The sequence below is a fragment of the Ellagibacter isourolithinifaciens genome (genome assembly GCF_008831035.1).
In the GTDB taxonomy this organism is placed as follows: Bacteria; Actinomycetota; Coriobacteriia; order Coriobacteriales; family Eggerthellaceae; genus Ellagibacter; species Ellagibacter isourolithinifaciens.
In genome coordinates this window covers 190457-212452 of the sequence record NZ_WAJR01000001.1, presented here as the reverse complement: position 1 = coordinate 212452, position 21996 = coordinate 190457, and the positions used below count along the sequence as shown (strand labels likewise).

At 58.0% G+C, this 21996-nt stretch carries 24 protein-coding genes; 18 read left to right on the top strand and 6 right to left on the bottom strand.

Features of this window, described 5'->3' with window-relative positions; genetic code table 11:
* Positions 1-2 precede the first annotated feature (2 nt).
* The 14 genes from F8C90_RS00940 (at position 3) to F8C90_RS00875 (ending at position 12976) form a co-directional block, all read left to right on the top strand.
* On the top strand, positions 3-1091 hold the full coding sequence (locus tag F8C90_RS00940) for a hydrogenase large subunit (protein ID WP_158048564.1): 1089 nt from the start codon (positions 3-5) through the stop codon (positions 1089-1091).
* A gap of 6 nt (positions 1092-1097) precedes the next feature.
* Positions 1098-1466 carry a 4Fe-4S dicluster domain-containing protein gene (locus F8C90_RS00935; protein ID WP_158048563.1) on the top strand — a complete coding sequence of 123 codons (369 nt, stop codon included), beginning with the start codon at positions 1098-1100 and terminating at the stop codon, positions 1464-1466.
* 218 nt (positions 1467-1684) lie between these two features.
* Positions 1685-2560, top strand: a complete 876-nt coding sequence (gene rhaD / locus F8C90_RS00930) for a rhamnulose-1-phosphate aldolase (RefSeq protein WP_246155721.1) — start codon at positions 1685-1687, stop codon at positions 2558-2560.
* A gap of 180 nt (positions 2561-2740) precedes the next feature.
* On the top strand, positions 2741-3409 hold the full coding sequence (locus tag F8C90_RS00925; RefSeq protein WP_246155720.1) for a CDP-alcohol phosphatidyltransferase family protein: 669 nt from the start codon (positions 2741-2743) through the stop codon (positions 3407-3409).
* A gap of 200 nt (positions 3410-3609) precedes the next feature.
* Positions 3610-4890 carry a phenylacetate--CoA ligase family protein gene (locus F8C90_RS00920; RefSeq protein ID WP_425481722.1) on the top strand — a complete coding sequence of 427 codons (1281 nt, stop codon included), beginning with the start codon at positions 3610-3612 and terminating at the stop codon, positions 4888-4890.
* Positions 4890-5321, top strand: coding sequence for an amino acid-binding protein (locus F8C90_RS00915; protein WP_158048560.1), 432 nt, complete (start codon positions 4890-4892; stop codon positions 5319-5321). Before F8C90_RS00920 ends, F8C90_RS00915 begins: the two co-directional genes overlap by 1 nt.
* Positions 5311-6723 (top strand): D-alanyl-D-alanine carboxypeptidase family protein, encoded by a 1413-nt coding sequence (locus F8C90_RS00910; protein ID WP_246155719.1) that lies wholly within the window; start codon positions 5311-5313, stop codon positions 6721-6723. The genes F8C90_RS00915 and F8C90_RS00910 overlap by 11 nt, the downstream gene beginning before the upstream one ends.
* A gap of 43 nt (positions 6724-6766) precedes the next feature.
* Positions 6767-7207, top strand: a complete 441-nt coding sequence (locus F8C90_RS00905) for an FHA domain-containing protein (RefSeq protein WP_158048559.1) — start codon at positions 6767-6769, stop codon at positions 7205-7207.
* A 41-nt stretch (positions 7208-7248) separates the two neighbouring features.
* Positions 7249-8979 carry a thiamine pyrophosphate-dependent enzyme gene (locus F8C90_RS00900; RefSeq protein WP_158048558.1) on the top strand — a complete coding sequence of 577 codons (1731 nt, stop codon included), beginning with the start codon at positions 7249-7251 and terminating at the stop codon, positions 8977-8979.
* An 11-nt stretch (positions 8980-8990) separates the two neighbouring features.
* On the top strand, positions 8991-9572 hold the full coding sequence (locus tag F8C90_RS00895) for an indolepyruvate oxidoreductase subunit beta (protein ID WP_158048557.1): 582 nt from the start codon (positions 8991-8993) through the stop codon (positions 9570-9572).
* Between the two features lie 18 nt (positions 9573-9590).
* Positions 9591-10013: an amino acid-binding protein gene (locus tag F8C90_RS00890; RefSeq protein ID WP_158048556.1), complete on the top strand. Its 423-nt coding sequence runs from the start codon at positions 9591-9593 to the stop codon at positions 10011-10013.
* An 18-nt stretch (positions 10014-10031) separates the two neighbouring features.
* On the top strand, positions 10032-11423 hold the full coding sequence (locus F8C90_RS00885; RefSeq protein WP_246155718.1) for a phenylacetate--CoA ligase family protein: 1392 nt from the start codon (positions 10032-10034) through the stop codon (positions 11421-11423).
* A gap of 127 nt (positions 11424-11550) precedes the next feature.
* Complete coding sequence (gluQRS, locus tag F8C90_RS00880) at positions 11551-12468, top strand: tRNA glutamyl-Q(34) synthetase GluQRS (protein WP_246155717.1); 918 nt, start codon at positions 11551-11553, stop codon at positions 12466-12468.
* A gap of 61 nt (positions 12469-12529) precedes the next feature.
* Complete coding sequence (locus F8C90_RS00875) at positions 12530-12976, top strand: universal stress protein (protein WP_158048555.1); 447 nt, start codon at positions 12530-12532, stop codon at positions 12974-12976.
* Between the two features lie 156 nt (positions 12977-13132).
* On the opposite strand, the gene F8C90_RS00870 is transcribed toward F8C90_RS00875, so the two are convergent.
* Positions 13133-14086: a prenyltransferase gene (locus F8C90_RS00870; RefSeq protein ID WP_246155716.1), complete on the bottom strand. Its 954-nt coding sequence runs from the start codon at positions 14084-14086 to the stop codon at positions 13133-13135.
* A 92-nt stretch (positions 14087-14178) separates the two neighbouring features.
* On the opposite strand from F8C90_RS00870, the gene F8C90_RS00865 reads away from it, so the two are divergent.
* The 3 genes from F8C90_RS00865 to F8C90_RS00855 all read left to right on the top strand — a co-directional run bounded on the left by F8C90_RS00865 (position 14179) and on the right by F8C90_RS00855 (position 17605).
* Entirely contained in the window at positions 14179-14622 is a 444-nt protein-coding gene (locus F8C90_RS00865) for an acyl-CoA thioesterase (protein WP_158048554.1), read from the top strand.
* Between the two features lie 33 nt (positions 14623-14655).
* Positions 14656-15552, top strand: a complete 897-nt coding sequence (locus tag F8C90_RS00860; RefSeq protein ID WP_158048553.1) for an acetamidase/formamidase family protein — start codon at positions 14656-14658, stop codon at positions 15550-15552.
* Positions 15553-16288: 736 nt separating this feature from the next.
* On the top strand, positions 16289-17605 hold the full coding sequence (locus F8C90_RS00855; protein ID WP_158048552.1) for an IS30 family transposase: 1317 nt from the start codon (positions 16289-16291) through the stop codon (positions 17603-17605).
* Positions 17606-18063: 458 nt separating this feature from the next.
* Here F8C90_RS00855 and F8C90_RS00850 read toward each other — a convergent pair whose 3' ends face one another.
* The 4 genes from F8C90_RS00850 to F8C90_RS00835 all read right to left on the bottom strand — a co-directional run bounded on the left by F8C90_RS00850 (position 18064) and on the right by F8C90_RS00835 (position 19928).
* Positions 18064-18453 carry a hypothetical protein gene (locus F8C90_RS00850; RefSeq protein ID WP_158048551.1) on the bottom strand — a complete coding sequence of 130 codons (390 nt, stop codon included), beginning with the start codon at positions 18451-18453 and terminating at the stop codon, positions 18064-18066.
* A gap of 119 nt (positions 18454-18572) precedes the next feature.
* Positions 18573-19022, bottom strand: coding sequence for a dUTP diphosphatase (gene dut, locus F8C90_RS00845; RefSeq protein WP_158048550.1), 450 nt, complete (start codon positions 19020-19022; stop codon positions 18573-18575).
* A gap of 3 nt (positions 19023-19025) precedes the next feature.
* Positions 19026-19472 carry a transcriptional regulator NrdR gene (gene nrdR, locus F8C90_RS00840; protein ID WP_158048549.1) on the bottom strand — a complete coding sequence of 149 codons (447 nt, stop codon included), beginning with the start codon at positions 19470-19472 and terminating at the stop codon, positions 19026-19028.
* A 117-nt stretch (positions 19473-19589) separates the two neighbouring features.
* Positions 19590-19928 carry a hypothetical protein gene (locus F8C90_RS00835; protein WP_158048548.1) on the bottom strand — a complete coding sequence of 113 codons (339 nt, stop codon included), beginning with the start codon at positions 19926-19928 and terminating at the stop codon, positions 19590-19592.
* 115 nt (positions 19929-20043) lie between these two features.
* On the opposite strand from F8C90_RS00835, the gene lexA reads away from it, so the two are divergent.
* Positions 20044-20694, top strand: a complete 651-nt coding sequence (gene lexA, locus F8C90_RS00830) for a transcriptional repressor LexA (protein WP_158048547.1) — start codon at positions 20044-20046, stop codon at positions 20692-20694.
* Here lexA and hflX read toward each other — a convergent pair.
* A complete protein-coding gene (gene hflX / locus F8C90_RS00825; RefSeq protein WP_158048546.1) occupies positions 20654-21994 on the bottom strand; it encodes a GTPase HflX in 1341 nt (446 codons plus the stop codon). The two genes, lexA and hflX, sit on opposite strands and share 41 nt — an antisense overlap.
* Positions 21995-21996 lie beyond the last annotated feature (2 nt).

Sequence of the window (21996 nt, the reverse complement as noted above, 5' to 3'; positions counted from 1 at the left end):
CGATGGGTAAGGCAACCGTCATCCCCTTCGGTCCGCAGCACCCCGTGCTGCCCGAGCCGCTTCACCTCGATCTTGTGGTTGAAGACGAGAAGGTGCTCGAGGCGATTCCCCAGATCGGCTTCGTCCATCGAGGCCTCGAGAAGCTCGTCGAGACCCGCGATTACAACCAGTTCATCTTCATTGCCGAGCGAATTTGCGGCATCTGCGCGTTTGGCCACTCCATGGGCTATGCGGAGACCGTCGAGAGCCTCATGGGCGTCGAGATCCCCAAGCGCGCCGAGTACCTGCGCGTCATCTGGCACGAGCTCTCGCGTGTCCATTCGCATATCCTTTGGCTCGGTCTTGCCGCCGACGCCTTTGGCTTCGAGAGCCTGTTCATGCATTGTTGGCGCCTGCGCGAGCGCGTGCTCGACATCTTCGAGAAGACGACCGGTGGCCGCGTCATATTCTCGGTCGTGAAGGTGGGCGGCGTCGTGCGCGACATCGACGCGGTGCAGTTCGCCGAGATTAAGCGTGTGCTCGAGGGCATCAAAGACGACTATCGCCAGATTATGAACGCCTTCCTGAAGGATTCATCGGTCAAGAACCGCACCGTTGGGGTGGGGCATGTGAGCCACGAGGACGCGCTTGCGCTATCCATGGTGGGTCCTTTCGCCCGCGCCTCCAGCGTGAACTACGATGTGCGCATGCTCGGCCGCGGCGGTTACGCGGAGCTCGCCGATTTCCGTCCCATCCTCGACGATCAGGGCGACTGCTACGCGCGCTGCAAGGTTCGCGCTCTCGAGGTGCTGCAATCCATCGACATCATCGAGGAGATGATCTCCAGGATCCCCGAGGGCGACATCTCGGTTTCCGTGAAGGGCTCTCCGGTTGCCGGCTCCGAGGCGTCCAACGTTGTCGAGCAGCCGCGTGGCGAATGCTACTACTATGCTCGCGGCAACGGCACGAAGAACCTCGAGCGCATGCGCATGCGCACACCGACCTCGCAAAACCTCGCAGGAATGACCGCGGCGCTCAAGGGCTGCGATTTGGCTGACGTGAACAACATCATCCTCACCATCGACCCCTGCATCAGCTGCACGGAAAGGTAGAAGAACATGGGTGGATTCAAACTGGGAAAGATGACGCTCGGCTCGCTGTTCAAAAAGCCCGAGACCGTGCTTTACCCCGTGGAAAAGAAAGAGGCTCCCGCAGGACTTAAGGGCCATATCGTCAACGATGTCGATGTTTGCATCCTGTGCGGCATCTGTCAGCGCCGCTGCCCGTGCGCGGCCATCGTGGTGGAGAAGCCCAACCGCAAATGGACTATCGACAAGTTCCGCTGCGTCCAGTGCGGAACCTGCGTGCTCGAATGCCCGAAGCACTGCCTGTCGATGGAGCCTGGCTGGCCGGCGCCTTCGAAGGAGATGTACATCGAGTCGGTAGACGTCCCCGAGCATCCCAAGCCAATGAAGAAGGTTAGTTAAGAACAGCGTTCTTGTATCGCCCATTGGGCGAAGGTTCTCGAATGCGCGTTTTGAAGGGACCCTGCGGGGTCCCTTTTCATTTTCGCCAAATTCGCGGTTCTGATGTTGCGCAACGGAATCTAGCGGTATAGTCGGGCCAGTCGAGGAGGGCGGCGTTGCGATGCGTCCGAATGAGGGAAGGTTGTGAAACGATGGGTTTTTTCGATAGCGCGCAAGGCATGATTGACAAGGGAGTTTCTGCGGCGAAAGGCGTTGTTTCGGGCGTTGCCGTGGAACAACAGCCCTTCATGAAGGGCTTTGCGCGCCTGTGCGCCGACGGTTGGGACCAAGGCTGGCACGAGCGCAACGGCGGGAACCTCACCTATCGCATGACCGAGGGGGAAGTGGCGGATTGCCGTCCGTTCTTCTGCGAGAACCCGTCCAACTGGATTCCCCTCGGTGTTCAGGCTGACAACCTTCGCGGAGCCTTCTTCGCCGCGACCGGTGCGGGATGCTATCTGCGCAACGTTGCGCTCGACATCGCTCGCAACGTGGGGATTGTCGAGATTAACACCTCAGGCGATGCCTGTCGTGTAGTTTGGGGACTTAAAGACGGGGGGAGACCTACCTCTGAATTCCCCTCCCATTTCATGATTCACTCGGTTCGCCTGGACGCGACCGAAGGTGCGTCCCGTATCCTCTACCATGCACACCCCACCAATGTGGTCGCGCTCACTTCCGTGATGCCGCTCGACGCTCGCGCTATCACGCGTGCGCTCTGGAAAGTCATGACGGAGTGCATCATCGCTTTCCCGAAAGGTGTTGGCGTAGTTCCGTGGATGGTGCCGGGAGGATCTGAGATCGCGATGGCGACAGCAAAGCTTATGGGGACCTACGATGCTGTCATCTGGGCACAGCACGGTCTGTTCTGCTCGGGTGCCGATTTCGATTCCGCGTTCGGTCTCATGCACACCATCGAGAAGGCGGCGGATATCTATGTGAGGGCGCGCCTGCTCAACGGGGGCGGCGATTTTGCGAACACCATATCCGACGACGGGCTTCGCGCCATCGCCCGGGATTTGAGGCTGGATGTAAACGAGATGTTCCTCGACTAGGCTTCTTCCAGCCGGGCTTTGGCGCACAGTGAGCAATCCGCGATCAAATAAACGTGCTGGCAACATCTCCGTGAGGAATCGGCGAAGTGTTCCGCATCGGAAAGGCGGGGCGCTATAATAATTCGCTGCAATTAACACGACTGACCCGCTGGGGCTTTATTTACTGGGGGCTTGGCTTATATGGCGAAGATGATAGACAAGGCCGCGAAAAACGACCTGACACCCGAGGAAGACGAGGTGCTCGACACCATTTTCACCATTCCAAATCTCATTTCGACGATTCGCCTGTGCATGGTTCCGTGCTTCATCGTTTTGCTTCTGACCGGCTACGACATCCTTGCGACGGTTCTTTTCGCCGCGGCGGCGGGAACCGACTGGATCGACGGGCAAATCGCTCGCCGCACGCACACGGTCTCGAAGCTTGGCCGACTGCTTGACCCCGCCGTCGATCGCATCCTCATGATCTCAGGTGTCGTGTGCCTGCTCGCCGTCGGGCGCCTGCCGCTCTGGGTCGTCGTCTTGGTCCTTGGCCGCGATCTGCTGCTCCTTATCGGAGGGGCGTATCTGCTCAAGAAGTGGCGCATTCGCGTGGCGGTAATCTATCCTGGCAAGGTGGCGACAACGTTTTTGTTCGTCGGATTTGCAGCGCTCCTTCTTAACTGGCCGGTGCTCGCTGGCATGGGGGTCGTGCCCTTCTCTTGGCTTCCCGGCTTTTCCTCGGACCCCTATTCGTGGGGCATCTGGTTTGTCTACGCGGGACTTCTCGTCGGCGCTTTCACGACGATCTATTACGTCACGGCTGGGGCGCTCAAGCTATCCGCTGCGAAGCGTGAAATGCGTGCCGAATAACGCTTTGAGGCGCAGGAAATCTAGTTTTGCCGCCCTTTTCCTATGACGGGGTGGGCATAAACGCTACACTGTACGAGTTAACCCTAGCTATCGGGTCTAATTTGAGTGTGCGATGGCTTGGGTGGCGTGGGCAAGGGCGCTCATGCGCCGGGTAAGATAAGGAAGGACTTGAGGTGTTTTTTCAAGAAGAAATCGAGACTATGCCGCGCGAACAGCTGCGCGAGCTTCAGCTCGAGCGAATGAAGAAGTCGATCCGTCACGCGTACGACAATGTCGATTTCTATAAGAAGTCCTTCGCCGAAGCCGGTGTCACGCCCGATGACCTGACCTGCCTCGAGGATATCGCGAAGTTCCCGTTCGTCGTCAAGCAGGACATGCGCGACGCTTATCCGTTCGGCCTTTTCGCCGTTCCGAAGAAGGACGTCGCCCGCATCCATGCATCCTCTGGCACCACCGGCCAGGCGACGGTCGTCGGGCATACCGCGAACGACATCAAGAACTGGGGCGACTGCTTCGCCCGCGGCATCTACATGGTTGGCGGCTCCGCCGATTCGACCGTTCAGGTGTCCTACGGCTACGGCCTGTTCACAGGTGGTCTCGGTGCGCACTATGGCGCTGAAGCCGCTGGCTGCTCGGTCATCCCGACCTCTTCGGGCAACACGAAGCGCCAGATCCAGATGATGGTCGATCTCGGCACCGACATCCTGTGCTGCACGCCTTCCTACGCGCTTTATTTGGCCGATACGGCTATCAGCATGGGCTATGATCCTGCAAAGGATTTCAAACTCTCCGCCGGCATCTTCGGCGCCGAGCCTGCCTCCGAGAATATGCGACAGGAAATCCGCGACAAGCTCGGCATCCGCTACTGCGATGTGTACGGCCTGTCCGAGGTCATGGGTCCGGGCGTCGCGATGGAATGTTCCGAGTCCCATGGCTTGCATCTGGCAGAAGACCATTTCTTCGCCGAGATCATTGACCCTGAGACGCTCCAGCCGGTGCCTGACGGCACGTATGGCGAGCTCGTGTTCACCACGCTTACGCGCGGGTGCTGCCCGCTTGTGCGTTATCGCACGCGCGACATCACCCGCATCATCAACGAGGAGTGCGCATGCGGGCGCACCCATCGCAAGATCGACCGCATCATCGGCCGCTCTGATGATATGATGATTATCCGCGGTGTGAACGTGTTCCCGCAGCAGATCGAGCAAATCATCACCGGCTTCGACGAGATCACGGCGCACTATCAAATTGTGCTCACCGATAATGGACCGCTCGACAAGGTCACGCTGAACGTCGAGACGGTGCCCGAGTTCCCGATTGACGAGATTCGCAAGCTCGAGGACTTGAAGGCGCGTCTTGGCGCCGAGCTTAAGAGCAACCTGCAGATCAAGGTTGACATCAAAATCGTCGAGCCGAAGTCTATCGAGCGCAGCGAAGGCAAAGCCAAGCGTGTCATCGACTTGAGAGAAGGGAAGCACTAATGATTTCTCAGCTGACTGTTTTCCTGGAGAACGACAAGGGTCGCCTCGCTTCTGCATGCCGCGTGCTGAGCGATGCGGGCGTGAACCTGCATGCCTTAAATCTCGCCGATACAGCCGATTTCGGTGTCGCCCGCGTCCTCGCTGATACCCCTCATGCCGCTGCCGAGGCGCTTCGCGCGGCCGGCTATCGCGCGATGGTCACACCGGTCCTTGCCGTCCGCGTCCCCAACGTGAAGGGCGGGCTTGCGACTCTGCTTGAGTTTTTGGACCAGCAGTCCGTCAACATCGAGTACGGATACTGCTTCTCCGTCAATCCCGAAATGGCGATCGACATACTGAAAATTGGTGAAGCGGAAGGCATCGAGGCCAAGCTCGAAGAGGCTGGCTTCGCAACTGTATCCCCGGAAGAGGTTTACCAGCTTGATTGCTAGCTCTCGTCATATCGCGCGTAGCGCCCGTGCCCCCTTCGGGGTGCGGGCGCTTTCCGCGCTTTGCGCCTGTGCACTCGCAGTCTCGCTCTCGTTCGCTCTCGTGCCCGCCACCGCTTTCGCCGGCGTCGCGAAAACCGATGTCGTCGCTGGCGAGACTGTCGAGTCGCGCGGGCTTGCCGTCTCGCAGTGCCCAAGCATCGATGCGACGTACGCTTATGTCGTCGACGGCAACGGTACGGTGTATTTCGAGCGCAACCCGGACACACAGACGCATATCGCTTCGGTAACCAAGATTATGACGGCGATCGTTGCCTTGGAGAACTCCCAGCTCACCGATCAGGTGACGGTGAGCGCTGAGGCAGCCTCCATCGGCGAGTCCTCGGCATCGCTCAAGGAGGGCGACGTGCTTTCGATGGAGGACGCCATCAAGGCGCTTCTCACCTCGTCGGGCAACGACGCGGCTATCGCCATCGCGGATACCGTGGGCGCGAAGCTCGGCGGCGCGGGCGGAGCGCGGGCGGCATTCGTTGCCGCGATGAACGCCAAGGCGGCAGATCTCGGGTGCGCAAACACGCTGTTCGCAAATCCCCATGGGCTCGATTTCAACCAATACGCGGGTGATATGCACAGTACGGCCCGCGATGTGGCAACGATGTCCGCCTACGCGATGAAAAGCCAGACGTTCCGCGATATCGTCTCGAAGGACAAGGCGACGATCACGGTCACGCGCGGGGGAGTCGCAACTCCGCTCGAGCTGGAATCGACCGATGAGCTTATCGGCGTCTACGAGGGTGCTTGCGGCATAAAGACAGGATTCACCTCGCTCGCCGGAGAATGTTTTGCGGGTGCCTGCAACCGCGACGGGCTCGACTTGTATGCAATCGTGCTCAACTCGTCAAGCGAGCAGCAGCGCTTCACGGACGCGAAGACGCTTTTCGACTGGGTTTACGCCAATAGCGTGAACTACCCGTATGCCCATGCGAGCGAAACGGCTACGATGTCCTGGGGTTCTTCCACCAAGGAAGTTCCCGTCGTTGCCGAGGTCGCGCATGGCGATTGGACGGATAAGACGATCAAAGCGACCTTCTCCGAACCAGACGGCTCGCTCGACGTGTTCTCGCTCAAAGGCAACGTGAGCTGTACAATGAGTTTCGACAACGTGAGCGGGAATGTGCATGAGGGCGACAAAGTTGGTAGCGCTGTCTTCAAGCAGCACAACGAGACGATTGCCACGGTCGACCTTATCGCGTGCGAGGACGTTGCGGCGCCGAATCCTCTCGAAGCTGCCGGTATTTGGGTGGGCAGGCTTCTGTCTCATTTCACCGGGAGCCAGACCGTTGCAACGTCCGTTGACTTGAACGACACCCCGCTCATCAACGACAAGACGAAGGCCAAGTACTGATTCGCTACACTTTCATATGCAAGACGAAAGAAGGACGAGCATTATGACTGAAACGTGCCCCGTATGCGGTGCAACTCTTAACCCAGATGCTTCTGCGTGTCCGACCTGCGGATTCAAGTTGCTTGGCGCAACGCAGAGCTTCAAGCCGTTTCCCATTGAGGGAGGGGACGTGCCTGCGGCAGACCATCCGCAACACCAGTTCGTGCTGCGAGTTGTTAAGGGCCCTCAGATCGGAATGGTCTACAGGCTGGGCAATGCGCCGATGAGCGTCGGGCGCAATCCACAGTGCGATATCTTCTTAAACGATATGACAGTTTCGCGCAGCCACGCGGTCGTTGAGCCGACAGGCGATGGTTACACGATCACCGACGACAGCTCCTTCAACGGGGTGTGGGTGAACAACGACAATGTCGAGGCGCGCGAGCTTCATGAGGGCGACGTGGTGCAAATCGGAGCCTTCTGCCTCGTTTATCGGGAGGAATAGGCGCATCGACGCATAAGGCGAGATTTACGAGAGGGTTTTACATGGAATTGTTAAGCGGAAATGAGGCGATTGCTCAGGGGGCTTGGGAAGCCGGCGCCCGTATTGGCGTCGCGTACCCGGGCACCCCTTCGACTGAGACGCTCGAGGCGTTTGCGAAGAAGGATGGCGTCTATGCCGAGTGGTGCGTGAACGAGAAGGTTGCCGTTGAGGTGGGCATCGGCGCATCTGCCGGTGGCGCCCGCGTTCTTTCGACCATGAAGCACGTCGGCGTGAACGTCGCGGCGGACCCGCTGTTCACGGCTGCATATACCGGCGTTGGCGGAGGCTTCGTCGTGCTTGCTGCCGACGATCCGGGCATGTACTCCTCGCAAAACGAGCAGGACTCCCACTACTATGCCTGCGCTGCCCATATCCCCATGCTCGATCCCGCCGACTCCGCTGAGGCGCTCGCTTTCACGCGCGACGCGTTCGAGCTTTCCGAACGATTCGACGTGCCCTTCTTCATCCGCTCTTCGGTGCGCGTTTCGCACACGAAGACGCCGGTCGAGGTCGGGCCCCGAAAAGAGATCGAGCCCGCTCCCTATGAGAGCAACCCTGCAAAGTGGGTCATGATGCCCGCGTTCGCGAAGCCGCGCCGCAAGGTGCAACTCGAGCGCATCGAGGCGCTTTCTGCATGGGCCGAGACCTGCTCGTACAACCAGGTCGTTAGGCGCGGGGACAAGGCTGGCGTCGTGTGCGCCGGCGCGGTTTCCCAGCATGTGCTGGAGGGTCTGCCCGATGCGTCCGTGTTCAAACTTGGATGCACATGGCCGCTTCCCAAAAAGGCGTTGCGCTCGTTTGCCGAGAGCGTCGATGCGCTCTACGTTGTCGAAGAGGCATCGAGGTACCTAACCGACGCTGTGTCGGCCCTCGGAATCGACGTCGCCACTTTCCCTGCGCCCTTGCCTCGCGACGGTGAGCTGTCGGTAGGCTTGATCCGCGCCGCGTTCGGCTATCCCAAGCCCGCCCATGCGCCCGCTCAGAAAGACGTTCCCGGCCGTCCGCCCGCGCTTTGCCCCGGCTGCCCTCATCGCCTCGTCTTTAAGGAACTCTCGCGCTGCAAGGCTATCGTGACTGGCGATATCGGGTGCTACACCCTAGGAGCTCTGCCGCCGCTTTCCGCAATGGACACCTGTGTGGACATGGGCGCTTCCGTGTCGATGGCTCACGGTTTCGAGCTTGCGCTCGCAGGGCGCGAGCATCGTCCCGTTGTTGCCGTGATCGGCGATTCCACGTTCGCGCATTCCGGCCTTTCGTCGCTCATCTCGATGGTTTACAACAAGGGTGCAGGCACCGTCTGCATTCTCGACAACCGCACGACCGCAATGACCGGCCGCCAAGGCAATCCGTTCAACGGCGAGACACTCCAGCACCGCCCCTCGCGCGAGCTCGATATGGAAGGCGTCTTGAAGGCGCTCGGCATTGAGGACGTGCGCACGGTTGATCCTCACGACGCGAGGGCCGTCCGCCGCGCCTTGAAAGAGGCAACTTCCGCCACCGATACGCTTTCTGTGATCGTCTTCAGGGCTCCGTGCGTTCTGCTCGAGCGCCATCGCGAGCCTGCATTCGAGGTTTCTTCCCAGTGCACGGCATGCGGCGTGTGCATCACCCTCGGCTGTCCTGCGATTTCCAAGGACGAGTCGACCGGCCAGGCGCTTATCGATCGCGACATGTGCATCGGCTGCGGGCAGTGCGCGCAGTACTGCGCACGCGGCTTCATCGTTCAGGATTAGGAGGGGGCCCGATGAGTTCGAACACGAAAACGGTTCTTCTTTGCGGCGTTGGCGGCCAAGGCACGATTCTCGCTGCCGATTTGCTTGCCCGTGCTGCCGAGGAGAGCGGGCTTGACGTGAAGGTTTCCGAGATCCATGGTATGGCCCAGCGCGGCGGCGCGGTGACCACTGTCGTGCGATTCGGTGATAAGGTCCAGTCCATGATTGCCGATCTGGGCTCGGCGGACTGCGTCGTGTCGTTCGAAACGACCGAGGCGCTTCGCAACCTTCCCTACGTGAAGGAAGGCGGCAGCCTCTTTGTGAACGACGAGTCGATCAAGCCCCTTCCCGTCGCAACGGGTCGCGCCTCCATGCCTGAGCATGCACGCGAACGGTTGCGCGATGCGGGTGCGATGCTCATTCCCGCAACCGAGCTTGCCCGCAAGGCGGGTACCACGAAGGCGGCCAACGTCGTGCTGCTCGGTGCGCTCTCACGCGCTCTCGGCTTCCCGACGGATGTATGGAATCGGGTTATCGCTGCCCGCGTTCCCGAGAAGTATCTCGATGTCAACCTCGAGGCGTTCAAACTGGGTGCCTCGTTTTCCGCGGAATAAGCGAGAAGGAGTGTTCTTATGAGCGTTTCCCAGATCAGCGTCTTCATCGAAAGCGAGCCCGGCCATCTTGTCCGCGTGCTCGATTCCTTCGTCGAGGCGGGCGTCAACGTTCGCGGCTACAGCGCTTCCGATACCGGTGACTACGGCATCGTTCGCTTCATCGTCGACAACCCCGATGCGGCGCTTGCGGTGCTACGTGATCAGAACGCTGCCTGCGCGAAGTCCGAGGTGCTCGTGCTGCGTTTGGAGGACACGCCTGGCGAGCTCGCACGCGTCATGGGAATCATCGCCGACTGTCACATCAATGTAACGTATAGCTATTCGCTCATCAGCACGTATATCGTCCTCTCGGTGAACGACGTCGCTGCCGCCGAGAGGATGCTCGAAAGCGAGCCCGTTGAGCTCCTGGGCCAGGATGATCTTGCGCATCTCGTTGCGTAACCGCTTAAGAAAGTTGTGATGATGGTGAACAGTACCGCTGAAGAGATATTCGATCCCTCCGTGAAAGGTGCCGCCCTCAAGGCTGCTGCTGCGGGGAATTTCGACGTGCTTCCCATGTTCGACCGCGCCATGGAGACCTCGAGCCGCGAGCGCATCCGCGCAATCCAGCTTGAGAAGCTGATCGCGCAGGTTGCCTACACCTACGAGAACGTGGCGTGGTATCGCGACAAGATGAACGAGATGGGCGTGAGGCCCGAGGACATCAAGACGCTTGAAGATGTTCGCAAGCTTCCCTTCACTGATAAGAACGCGCTGCGCGAGACGTTCCCCTATGGGCTTTTCGCCCAGCCGCTCGACAAGATCGTCGAGATGCACTCGTCCTCGGGAACGACGGGCAAGCCGATTGTCGTCGGCTACACCAAGCATGACATGGCCGTTTGGAGCGATTGCATCGCGCGTCTTGCCAGTATGGCAGGCGTCGTTCCGGGCGATCGCGTGCAGATGGCGTTCGGCTATGGTATGTTCACTGGCGGTTTCGGTCTTCACTACGGCTGCATGAAGCTTGGCTGCACGATGATTCCGGCGGGCTCGGGCAACACCGAGCGTCATATCCAGATGATCGAGGACTACGGTACGACTGTTATCATCGCGACGCCCACCTACGCGCTCCATATTTGCGAGGTGGGGGAAAAGATGGGCTACGATTGGGCGAAGTCGACGTTGCGCGTCGGGCTTTTTGGCGGCGAACCTTGCCCGCCTGCACTCAAGGCGGAAATCGAGAGCCGCATGCATATCGTATGCACCGACAACTACGGATTGACTGAGGTGATGGGCCCGGGCGTCTCGGGCGAGTGCCTCGCCGAGCGCGACATGCAGCACATCGCCGAGGATCATTTCCTGTGGGAGATCGTCGATCCGGCAACGGGAGAGCCAGTGCCTGAAGGGGAGATGGGCGAGCTCGTTTTGACGCCGCTCGACAAAGAGGGCATTCCCGTTCTTCGCTATCGCACGCACGACCTGACGCGTGTTGTCACCGAGAAGTGCAGCTGCGGACGCACTCACGCGCGCATGCAGAAGGTCCGCTCCCGCTGCGACGACATGCTTATCATCCGCGGCACGAATGTGTTCCCGAGCCAGGTCGAGGATGTGCTCGCGGGCATCGAGGGCGTCACCCCTCATTACCTTATCGTGGTCGACAATGAGACCGGCCTTGACCGTATGACGGTCAATGTGGAGCTCAAGCCCGAGGCGTTTAGCGACTCTTTCGAAGTAATGGACAACTTCCGCCAGATGGTCGCCGAAAAGCTCAAGGGCACGCTGCTTGTTGGCGTGAAGGTGAAGCTTGTCGAGCCGGGCGGCATCGAGCGCTCGGTCGGTAAGACGAAGCACGTGAGGGACCTGCGCAAGTAGCGTTTTCAATCTTTACTCGATGCCGGCGGCGTTTGTCGTCGGCATCGTTGTTTTGGGGCTCTGCCTTGCGCGGGGCTCGGGTTCTGTTCTGGTTGTTACATCATGAGGGAGCGAAAGGGGTTATGCGGTGAGCGAGAAGGTGGTCGGGCGTTTTGCCCCTTCGCCCACGGGGCGCATGCATGCGGGCAATATCTACGCTGCGCTTACGGCGTGGCTCGTCGCGAAGTCCCAGGGTGGCGATATCGTTTTGCGCATCGAGGATTTGGACCGCGACCGCTCGAAGCCGAAGTATATCGACGCAGTGCAGCGCGACTTCGAGATGCTTGGCTTGACATGGGATCGCGGCCCTTTCTTCCAACACGATAGAGATGAGGCTTATGCTGCTGCCTTCGATTCTCTCAAGGAGAGGGGCCTTATCTACCCCTGCTACTGCACGCGTGCAGATTTGCATGCCGCCTCTGCCCCTCATCGCGGGGAGAAACTTGTCTATCCGGGAACGTGCCGTTTGCTGTCCGCCGAGGAACGTGCGGCAAAGGAGGCATCGGGACGCAGGCCTGCCATGCGGTTGCGAACGCCTGAAGAGGTCATTTCGTTTCATGATTCAATACAGGGCGACTATTCCCAGGACCTCGAGCGCGATTGCGGCGATTTCCTTGTTCGTCGCTCCGACCAGGCCTTTGCCTATCAGCTCGCCGTCGTCGTCGACGATGCCGCACAGGGGGTGAACAGCGTGGTGAGAGGCGTCGACTTGCTCTGTTCGACGCCGCAGCAAATCTACCTTCAGAACCTGCTCAGCCTGCCGCATCCCATCTACGGCCACATTCCACTCCTCGTCGCCGAACGCGACCGTCGCCTCTCAAAGCGCGATCACGACGCATCGCTTGATGCCTTGCTTGTGAGATTCGGTTCGCCGGAGGCGATCATCGGGCATATCGCGGGGATTGCCGGCCTTGCTCCTACGACTGAACCGGCAACTCCCGAGCAGCTCCTTTCTTGCTTCTCGCTTAAGAATCTTCATGGTAGAATCCAGATAGCCTGGATTTGATAACCTGTCCGACTAGGGGATAGGCGGCGTTTTCGTCGTCGTTTGAAAGAGAGGTTTCATCATGGGATACTCAAAGATTCTCGTAGGTTACGATTGCTCCGACGCTTCGAACCGCGCGCTCGCTGACGCTTATGAGCTCGTCGACCATGGTTTGGCCGATGGTGTGGTCGTTGTCACGGTCACCGACTTGGCGAAGACGGGCGATCCGGCGTTCAACGCGGCTGCGCGTGCCGCAGGCGTTCTTCTCACCTCTATCGGTGACGAAGAGGAAGCGCTTTCCAATTTGAAGAAGAATATTGGTGAGAGAATCGCCGGCCATGAGGGTGTCACGACGCTGCGCGTTGCCTTCGGCAAGCCGCACGAGCTGATCATCTCAATCGCGAAGTCTGAACGCTGCGGGCTCATCGTCATGGGAAGCCGCGGCTTGGGTGCTGTCCGCTCGATGTTGGGCAGCGTTTCGACGGCGGTCCTTCGCGAGTCGGAAATACCCGTTCTCGTGACGAAGTAACGCCTTCCCACGTGGTTGTTCGCAAAAGCGATACATGCCCTGCATTCCGATGCCAGCCTTCGGGGTGCAGGGCATTTTATGTGGCGTGAATGCGATTGCTCGCGCGTATCGCCCTCAATAGGGTAGAGGTGTTGGTGCTGGTGGCGGTCCCTTCCCTTAGGCGACGAAGGCGATGGCGCTGCTCGCGAGTATTGCGGCAGCATAGAACGATCCAAGTGCGATGTTCACGCTGCAGATCTGCGCCATGGCTCCAATGCGCGCCTGGGGAGCGAGGGGGTTGCTTAAGAGCGCCTTCAACAAAGGATAGGAAGCTAACAGCGCGAACACCAAGACGATTGTTCCGCGCGTGAAGAAGACTGCGATAATGACCGCAATCGCAACGAGCCAGCAGAAGACGAGTGCATGGTAGAGCTTTCGAGCGTGCGGCCGGCCGAGCAGCGTCGGCAGTGTGCGGCGGCTCACTTCGATATCTTTCTCGATGTCGCAGGTGTTGTTTGTCATCATGATGAGCCCGATCCCGATGATCGTTGGGATTGACCAGACAAGCACGACGAAATTGAGCTCTCCCGTGAGGGCTTGGTAGCACGCGAGTGGAATGAGCCCGCCCATGACGAACCCGCTTACCACTTCTCCGATGGGAAGGTAGGAGATAGGCGTTTTGCCAGCGGAATAGGCGATGACGATCACCGCGCCGATGATTCCAAGTACAAGCGGGATCCATCCAGCGCAATAGATGACGTAGACGCCGATCGCAAAGGCGGCGACAAGCAGCCCAACTGCCAGGCGAAGCGCCGACGCGGGGTTGATATGGTTGTACACGAGCACAGCGTCGGTCACGTCGACGTTATCCTCTTCGCTGTCCGCGCCTTTGACGAAGTCGTAGTAGTCGTTGAAGGTGTTGACCGAAGCCTGCATGAGGATGCAGATGGCGAGCAGCGCACACACCATAAGGATGTCGAGGACGGGGGAGTGCACGACCGCGCAGCTTGTGGCTACGAGCACGGGCAGAATGGATGCGGGCCATGTGTGCGGTGCGGCGAGCTCGACAGCCATCTTCAACGTGAATCTCTCGTAAGGTCGCTGGTCTTTGTTTGAAGCTGATTCGGTCATTGTCTCGTTTTGCCCTTCTTGATATCTCGACGCGCCGCAATGCGCTACCATACTAAAAGGTATTCTACCGTTTTTTAGAAGGTGTGCTCGTTATGCGTCTGAATGTGCCCATATCCGTTCGCTACGGCGAAACCGATATGATGGGAGTCGTCTATCATGCCAACTACATCCTCTACTTTGAGGATGCTCGTGAGAAATATCTTGCTGAGTTAGGATTTCCCTATGCGGACTTGGAAGCGCGGGGACTTATCTCTCCCGTTCTCCATGTCGAATGCGACTACGGCGAGTCCGTTCGATACGGGGACAAGGTCGTTGTGCAGCTTGCCGTCACCGCACTCAAACCGACGAAGGTGCAGTTTCGCTACAAAGTCTTCGATGGGGAAGAGATTGATCTTGACGAGGCGAAGCCGTTTGCGACAGGAATGAGCGAGCATTGTCTTATTCGGCGCGATGATTTCAAGCCGGTAAGCATTAAAAAGGCGGTACCGGAGCTTTACGAGCGCTACACAGCGGCGCTTGAGCCAGATTATCAATGAGAATAACGGCAACGTTTGAAAGGGAGTTTTCTCATGATTGAACTCGATGATGCCAAGACACTGTTTTCGTTCGACAAGGATTTGGAGCCGGTGCTGAAAGTGCCATCGGGCGAGACGGTGCGCATCCGCACGAAGGACTGCTTCGGCAACCAGCTACAAGGTCCCGAAGATCAACTGAGCGAAATTGACTGGGAGGCGATCAACCCCGCCACGGGCCCGATTTATGTCGAAGGCGCTGTTGCGGGCGGCACGCTGAAGGTCCATATCGACAATATCGAGCTCGATGCGCAGACAAGTTCTTGCACCGGAAAAGACGAGGGTGTTTGCGGCGACCGCTTCAGTGACTGGGCGACGCATTTTTGCAAGGTTGAGGACGGCAAGGTCGTGTGGGACGAGCGCCTGAACATCCCTCTTGCTCCGATGATCGGCGTCATCGGTGTTGCCCCCGAAGGCGAGCCGGTCAACTGCGGAACGCCGGGCAAGCATGGCGGCAACATGGACAACACCGCCATTGCCGCAGGTGCGACGCTGTATTTTCCCGTTGCCGTCGATGGCGCGCTGTTCGGGTGCGGCGACATGCATGCTGTCATGGGCGATGGCGAGGTGAGCGTGTCGGGTGCGGAAGTTGCCGGTTATGCGACGGTGACGCTGACCGCGTTGCCCGAGCTTTCGGTCCCGAACCCTCTGATCGAGAACGAAACGCATTTCGGCATCATCGTTTCCGCCGAATCGCTCGATAAGGCTGCCGAACTCGCGGTTCAGCAAATGGTCGATTTGCTTGCATCGCGTACCAACGAGTCGGAAGCTGACCTGGTCATGCTGCTTTCGCTTGTGGCCGACGTGCGTGTCTGCCAGATGGTCGATCCCGAGAAGACGGTTCGCTTCATGGTTCCGAAATACGTGCTCGACGCTATCGGCTTTTCGTTATAAAGAGCGAATATGAGCGCTTCCAAGCCCGCCGAGAAGGCCTTAATGCCGCTGCTCGCTGCAGTCCTGGCCGTGTCGGTTTGCCCCCTCGTGCCCGCTGAGAAAGCGCAGCCATAGTCTTCGCGCGTGCCTTCGAGTGGGAAATCCTAGAGTAAGCCCAGCTTCAAGCGCAGCGATTGCCCCCTTCCTTTTCATCCGAACTCGAAAAGGAAGGGGGTTGCCTTCTTGAATGTGTGGCTTGCGATTCGGAGAGTTTACGTAATGAAAGACCTTGCCAAAAGAATGGGAGTCCGTCTGGTCTGTTTGAGTGTCATAGGATACACTTACCGCAAGTCGTGGTGCGGCGATTTAGGGGAAACGTCGCTAAGTTGTTGAGAATCGGAGCTGCGTTTCGGGCAATTTACCTGCACTCTTTCATAGGACCAATATAGGGTCTGACCTGGCATTGCGCCGCTTTGGTCGCGTCTGCACATATCGCGGAGCCGGCAAATCGAAATGAAAGACTGGAGGCAAACGATTCGAATCCGCGACCTGGTTTTTGAAAGAGTGCAAGTAAACGAGCCTTTGAACTGCACAAACGTTTACTTAGAAGAATTCAATCAACCCAAAGTACACACGCCTTAATTCTTATCTGAAATGCACGTTCTGTGCATTTAGTCTCGGAAAGAAGCGGTTCGCCTCCCGAATCCCATCGGATACCATCGTTCCAGCGGCATTCGGGCGAGGGGAGGTGGAGAGAATGCCGAGAAGCAAGAACGGGCAGCTCACCCAGGGGGACCGCATGGCGATCGAGCAGCAGCTCAAGGACTGCCGGCCGCTGCCGGAAATCGCCAGGGGGCTGGGCGTCGCGCCGTCGACCGTGGCCCGCGAGATAAAGCGCAACGGGATGTCGTCGAGCCCGAGCTTCCTGTCCGTCGAGACGCGCAACATATGCCTGAGGCGAGAGGCGTGCTCGAAGAGGGACGTGTGCGGCAAGGGCTGCCTGATGCCGTGCCCGACGTGCCGGACGTCGATGTGCAACAAGGTCTGCCCGGATTTCCTCCCGGACCAGTGCCCGTGGCTCGCGAAGCCGCCGTTCGCGTGCAACGGCTGCCACAGGCGCTATGGGATGGGGTGCGGCTACGAATACCGGTTTTACGACGGCAGGATGGCCCACGAGCTCGCGCAAAAGCGGAAAGTCGAGTCGAGGGAAGGCATCGACGTCACGCCCGAGGAGCTCGAGGCGATGCGGTCGATCGTCGGGCCGCTCATCAAGAAGGGGCAGAGCCCCGAGGTCATTTGGGCCACCCGCGCCGGCGAGCTGCCCGTGTCCCTGAGCACGTTCTACCGCTACGTCGAGATGGGGGTGTTCGGCGACATCATCGGGCTGGACTTGCCAAAGAAAGTGCGCTTCAAGCCAAGGAGGAGACGCGCCGACGAGACCCCGATTCCCAGGCATGACCTGGAGGGGCGCGCATACAAGGACTTCGAGGCCCTTCCGGATGACGAAAAGATGGACGCCGTCGAAATGGATTGCGTGGTAGGAAGGCGCGGCGAGGCCCAGGCAATCCTAACACTGCTGTCCAGGCGATTCAGGTTCCAGCTCATGCTGTTCCTGCCGAAACGCAACCAGGAAGAGGTAGGCAAGGTGCTCGACATGGTCGAGAGGCTGATCGGCCTCGGGGAATTCAAGAGGCTGTTCGGCGTCGTTCTCACCGACAGGGGGTCGGAGTTCTTGGACTACGGCGCCATCGAGAAAAGCTGCACGTCGAGGGGCTCGCGCTGCCGCGTGTACTACTGCGATCCGATGAAGTCGGGCCAGAAAGGCAGCTGCGAGAAGAACCACGTCGAGCTGCGCAAGGTAATCCCCAAGGGCTCGTCGTTTGCCAAGTTGACCCCGGCGAAGCTGTCGGTGGTGTGCTCGCACGTGAACTCGTACGGGCGTCCGCAGTTCGGCGGCGCGTCGCCGCTGCAGCTGGCCTCCCAGGTCGTGCCGGCCGAGCTTCTGGACGGCCTGGGCATAGGGCTCGTGCCCGTCGAAGAAGTCATGATGAGGCCGGGTCTGATCGAGCTTTAAGAAACGGAAGAGCAGGAAACCCGAAGAGAAAACGGCCCGAATGCCATCGAAAACCGCATACCGAGGCAAAAACGAGCAACGGCCCCGCGCTCACGGCGTGCGTTTAGTCTCGGAATCGCAAAATGAGGGGTCTATCTGGGCATGCGCGTCTTCATATCCCGCACACAAGCGAGAAATGCCATGCATCGATTCCAATACTAAACGCATGATGAAAGCAGCACGAAAAGGCAGCGATTCCAACACTAACTGCATTACTCCACGTCACCTGCGCAAATACGTGCATTTGAGATTGGAATTAACCCAAAGTACACACGTTATCTTCATTTGTAATTAGTTTACATAACGTCTATTATCAAGTGTTTATGTATAATAGGAAAGCGATGTATAGTGAATTGGCAAACCCTTGAATGGGCTTTTGATTGAAGCGTGGTCTGGTTAGCCGAAACGCTGTCGTTTCTTTAGCCCCAGGTGGACGTAGCTGTTCCTGCGGTGTTTACCGCACCGCCCCCGAAAAGCGTCGTCAGATTACCTGTCTGTGAGGCTTCGAGCACGGCTGGCATCACAAGCGCCAGCGAAATGACATTAAGAACAAGCGCTATCGTGCAGATAATCAGTGCAATGGCGCCTGGTTTTGCCGCCTGCATGACCTTTTGCGAAAATATCTGATCTTGCGGTTGCTCTTTCAGCATGGTGTTGATTCTCGAACGCGCGATCAACGAGCATATAAGTCCTGCCGTGCTCAGCAAGACTCCGCCTATAATGAGCGAGACAGGTCCAGCGATGTTGGCGAATGTAATCAGTTTCCTCGTTGAGGCGAGTTTCCGCTCTTTTTCTTCGCTATTCTGCACTGCTATCCTTTGTCTCGTAAAAATATCAAGCTGTTGACCTAGGGTTTCATGGGCGAAGCTCTTAGAGCCGTTCTAAGGCCCGATCTGGGTTTCTTTGGGCAACTATACCGTGGAAATAGCTAGCTTTGAATGCCGCTGCTTCCGAATCCGGAATCTCCGCGCTCGGTTTCGTCCAATGAGGCTCTGCATCCGAAGTTTGCGTTCTCTACCTTCATGATAACGAGCTGAGCAATGCGGTCGCCTTTTTGCGCCTGGAATGATTCATTTGGGTCGAGGTTGATCAAGGTGACCTTCAGCTCGCCTCGGTAGTCGCTGTCGATAAGTCCCGGCGTGTTGACGATAGATATCCCATGCTTCACAGCAAGCCCGCTCCTCGGCATAACGAAGCCTGCATAGCCTCTCGGCAGTGCGATTGCGATTCCTGTTGGGACGAGCTTTCGTTCGAACGGCTTGAGCGAAAAATCTTCGGCTGCGCGCAGGTCTACGCCTGCATCGCCCTCGTACGCATAACGGGGAACCTCCAAGGTCTCATCAAGCTGTTTTATAGGAACGAGTAACTGTTCTGGCATGACTTATCGCAACTCCTCAAGTGCTTCAGCGAATTCTTCAATGTTTTGAAAGTCTTTGTATACGCTCGCGAACCTGACATAGGCGACATCGTCGAGCTTTGCAAGGCGCTTCAACGCCATTTCACCAAGCTCTTTCGATCTGATTTCGGTTCGCGAGGTATTGCGAAGCTCGGTTTCGATGCTGTCGATCAAATCGTCGACCTGCTCTTTCGAAATCGGCCGCTTGGCGCATGCGATAAGCAGGCCCCTGAACAGCTTGTTACGATCGTAGGCTTCGGATGATCCGTCGACTTTAACGATGACGAGCGGGTTATCGCCCAAGCGCTCGTATGTGGTGAATCGGCGTTGGCATTTCAGGCACTCTCGGCGCCTTCTAATTGATGTTCCGTCTTCGGATGGGCGTGAGTCTACGACTTTTGATTCAAGGTAGCCGCAGGAGGGACAACGCATGCGCATGCTCCTTTAAACTTTACTTCTGTTAAAGGTATCATACCGTATGGATTGTCTGTTACGGGTTTGATCAGGATGTCCGCACAATTGAAGATGCGGACACCATCAACAGGTTGTTTACAGGAAGAACAGGATAAACGAAGCGATTGTCATTGCGACACCGCATGCGATTGCGTGTGACGGCTTCATATCGCTGCGAGAGACGCCGCGCAAGGTTCCCTCCTTGAGGCTTCGCACCATCTGCCGATCATCGAGCGGCGTGGTGAAGAGCGCTTTGAGCTGAGAGAAATCCGAAGGCTGTGCCGCTGCGCTGTTCTGTTCGAGAGACTCCCAATCGAACTCGTTTTGCGCAATAGCTGGGAACTCGATGATGGTCGCAGATTGCGATTTCTCTGCTGAACTGGGCTTCAGCGCGGCTGATCCGTGTACGGGGTACCTCATTTCGAAATTTCCCATCTTTGTGCCTCCTTGCCCTTGCGTAGAACCTTTGTTCGCGTTTATAATAAATCGAACAAAGGTTCACGTCAATAATTATTTCAAACATTTGTTCGATTAATTGAAAGGACGCACTATGGCCGCCAAAGTGACGAAGCGTCAACAAGCTGTTCTCGATTGCATTGAGGATTGCATTCGGGAAAAGGGCTACGGGCCGACGGTTCGCGAGGTATGCCATGCCCTGGGGCTTTCCTCCCCTTCCACCGTCCATGTCCACCTGAAGGCTCTTGAAGAAAAGGGTCTTATCAAGCGAGACCCCTTAAAATCTCGATCGATCTCGCTTACCTACCCTCTTGAGGGCTCATCGGTGCAGGCGAGCTCTGTGCCAGATGTTGTTCAGCCGAGCTTCAGTAAAATCGTGAACGTGCCGCTTGTGGGCGATGTCGCTGCGGGCGTGCCGATTCTTGCTGAAGAGAATATCACCGATACGATTTCCCTTCCGACCGACATTGTCGGCGATGCCCCCTCGTTTCTCTTGTCCGTGCGCGGCGAATCAATGATCGAGGCAGGCATCAACGACGGCGATTATGTGGTCGTTAAGGAGCAGCCAGTTGCTAATAACGGCGATATCGTTGTCGCCATCATCGACGATGGGGCAACCGTGAAGCGCTTCTACAAGGAGAAGGACCATATTCGGCTTCAGCCGGAGAACTCCTCTATGGATCCGATCATCACTACAAATTGCTCTATTGCGGGCAAGGTTGTTGCGGTGTTCCGTCGTTTGTAAGGTAGGGCTGAAAGGCGCTGACATAGCTTTGGGGGACGAACATTGTGATCGCAGTCCCCTGTTCTTCGTGGGTTTCGCTCACGATATGGCAGCGCTCGTGAGCCTTCGCAACAAGAGCCCCTTTTGCATAGGGAATGAGGACGCTCATATGCGTATCGGCAGCTGAAGCGGCTTGCGCGATTCGTTTGACGAGCTCCTCAACCCCCTCTCCTGTTGCAGCGGATATCGCAATCGCCTGCGGATAACGGGACTTGAGAGCGCTAATGTCTTCGTCGCTTAGCAGGTCGCACTTGTTGAATACCTCGATTCGGGGAATCGATTGAGCGCCGATTTGCTCGAGCGTCTCGTCGACGGCATCGCGTTGGCCTTCTCGTTCACTTGAAGAAGCGTCAATCACGTGCAGAATCAAATGCGCTCCCGTGATCTCATCGAGTGTCGACTTGAATGCCTCAACCAAGGTCGTCGGCAGTTTTTGAATGAACCCAACGGTGTCGGTCACGGTTATTTCGCGCCCTTCGGGTAGCTCGAACTTTCTTGTCGTAGAGTCGAGGGTTGCAAAGAGCTTGTCATAGCTGAGGACGTCGGCGTCACACAGACGGTTGATCAAGCTTGATTTACCTGCATTGGTATATCCGGCCAGAGCAACGCGGAACATGCCGCTTGAATATCGTTCCTCGCGCTGCAGCGATCGTACATCGGCTAAGTGGGCGAGCTCGCGCTTGATGGAGGTGATTCGCTTGCGTACCATCCTTCGGTCGACCTCGAGCTGGCTTTCGCCTTCGCCGAAGCGCGATCCGACGCCGCCACCCATGCGATTCGAGGCGAGATGCGCCCACATGCCGCGAAGGCGGGGGTAGAGATATTGGTTCTGCGCAAGGCGCACCTGCAACCTGCCCTCTTTCGACGAGGCGTGGAGTGCGAAGATGTCGAGGATGAGCGCCGTACGATCGATGATCTTGACGCTCTTATCGACGGTCTTTTCGAGGTTTGATTGCTGCGACGGGGTGAGCTCATCGTCGAATATGACCAGGTCCGCCGAATACGAGCGAGCAAGCTGGGCAATCTCTTCCGCCTTGCCTGTTCCGACGAACGTTCGAGGATTGGGCGATTCGAGTTTCTGCGTCGTCTTGGCGACGGTGTCAGCGCCCGCAGTGTCGGCGAGGCGTTCAAGCTCGGCGAGCGAAGAGTCAAGAGACCACTTTTGGTTCGGGCGATCAACCCCAACGAGGATTGCTCGTTCCCTCTGTTCCTCGAATGTCGTTTGCGCTCCCTTGGTGAGCACCGAGGCGAACTGCTCCATGC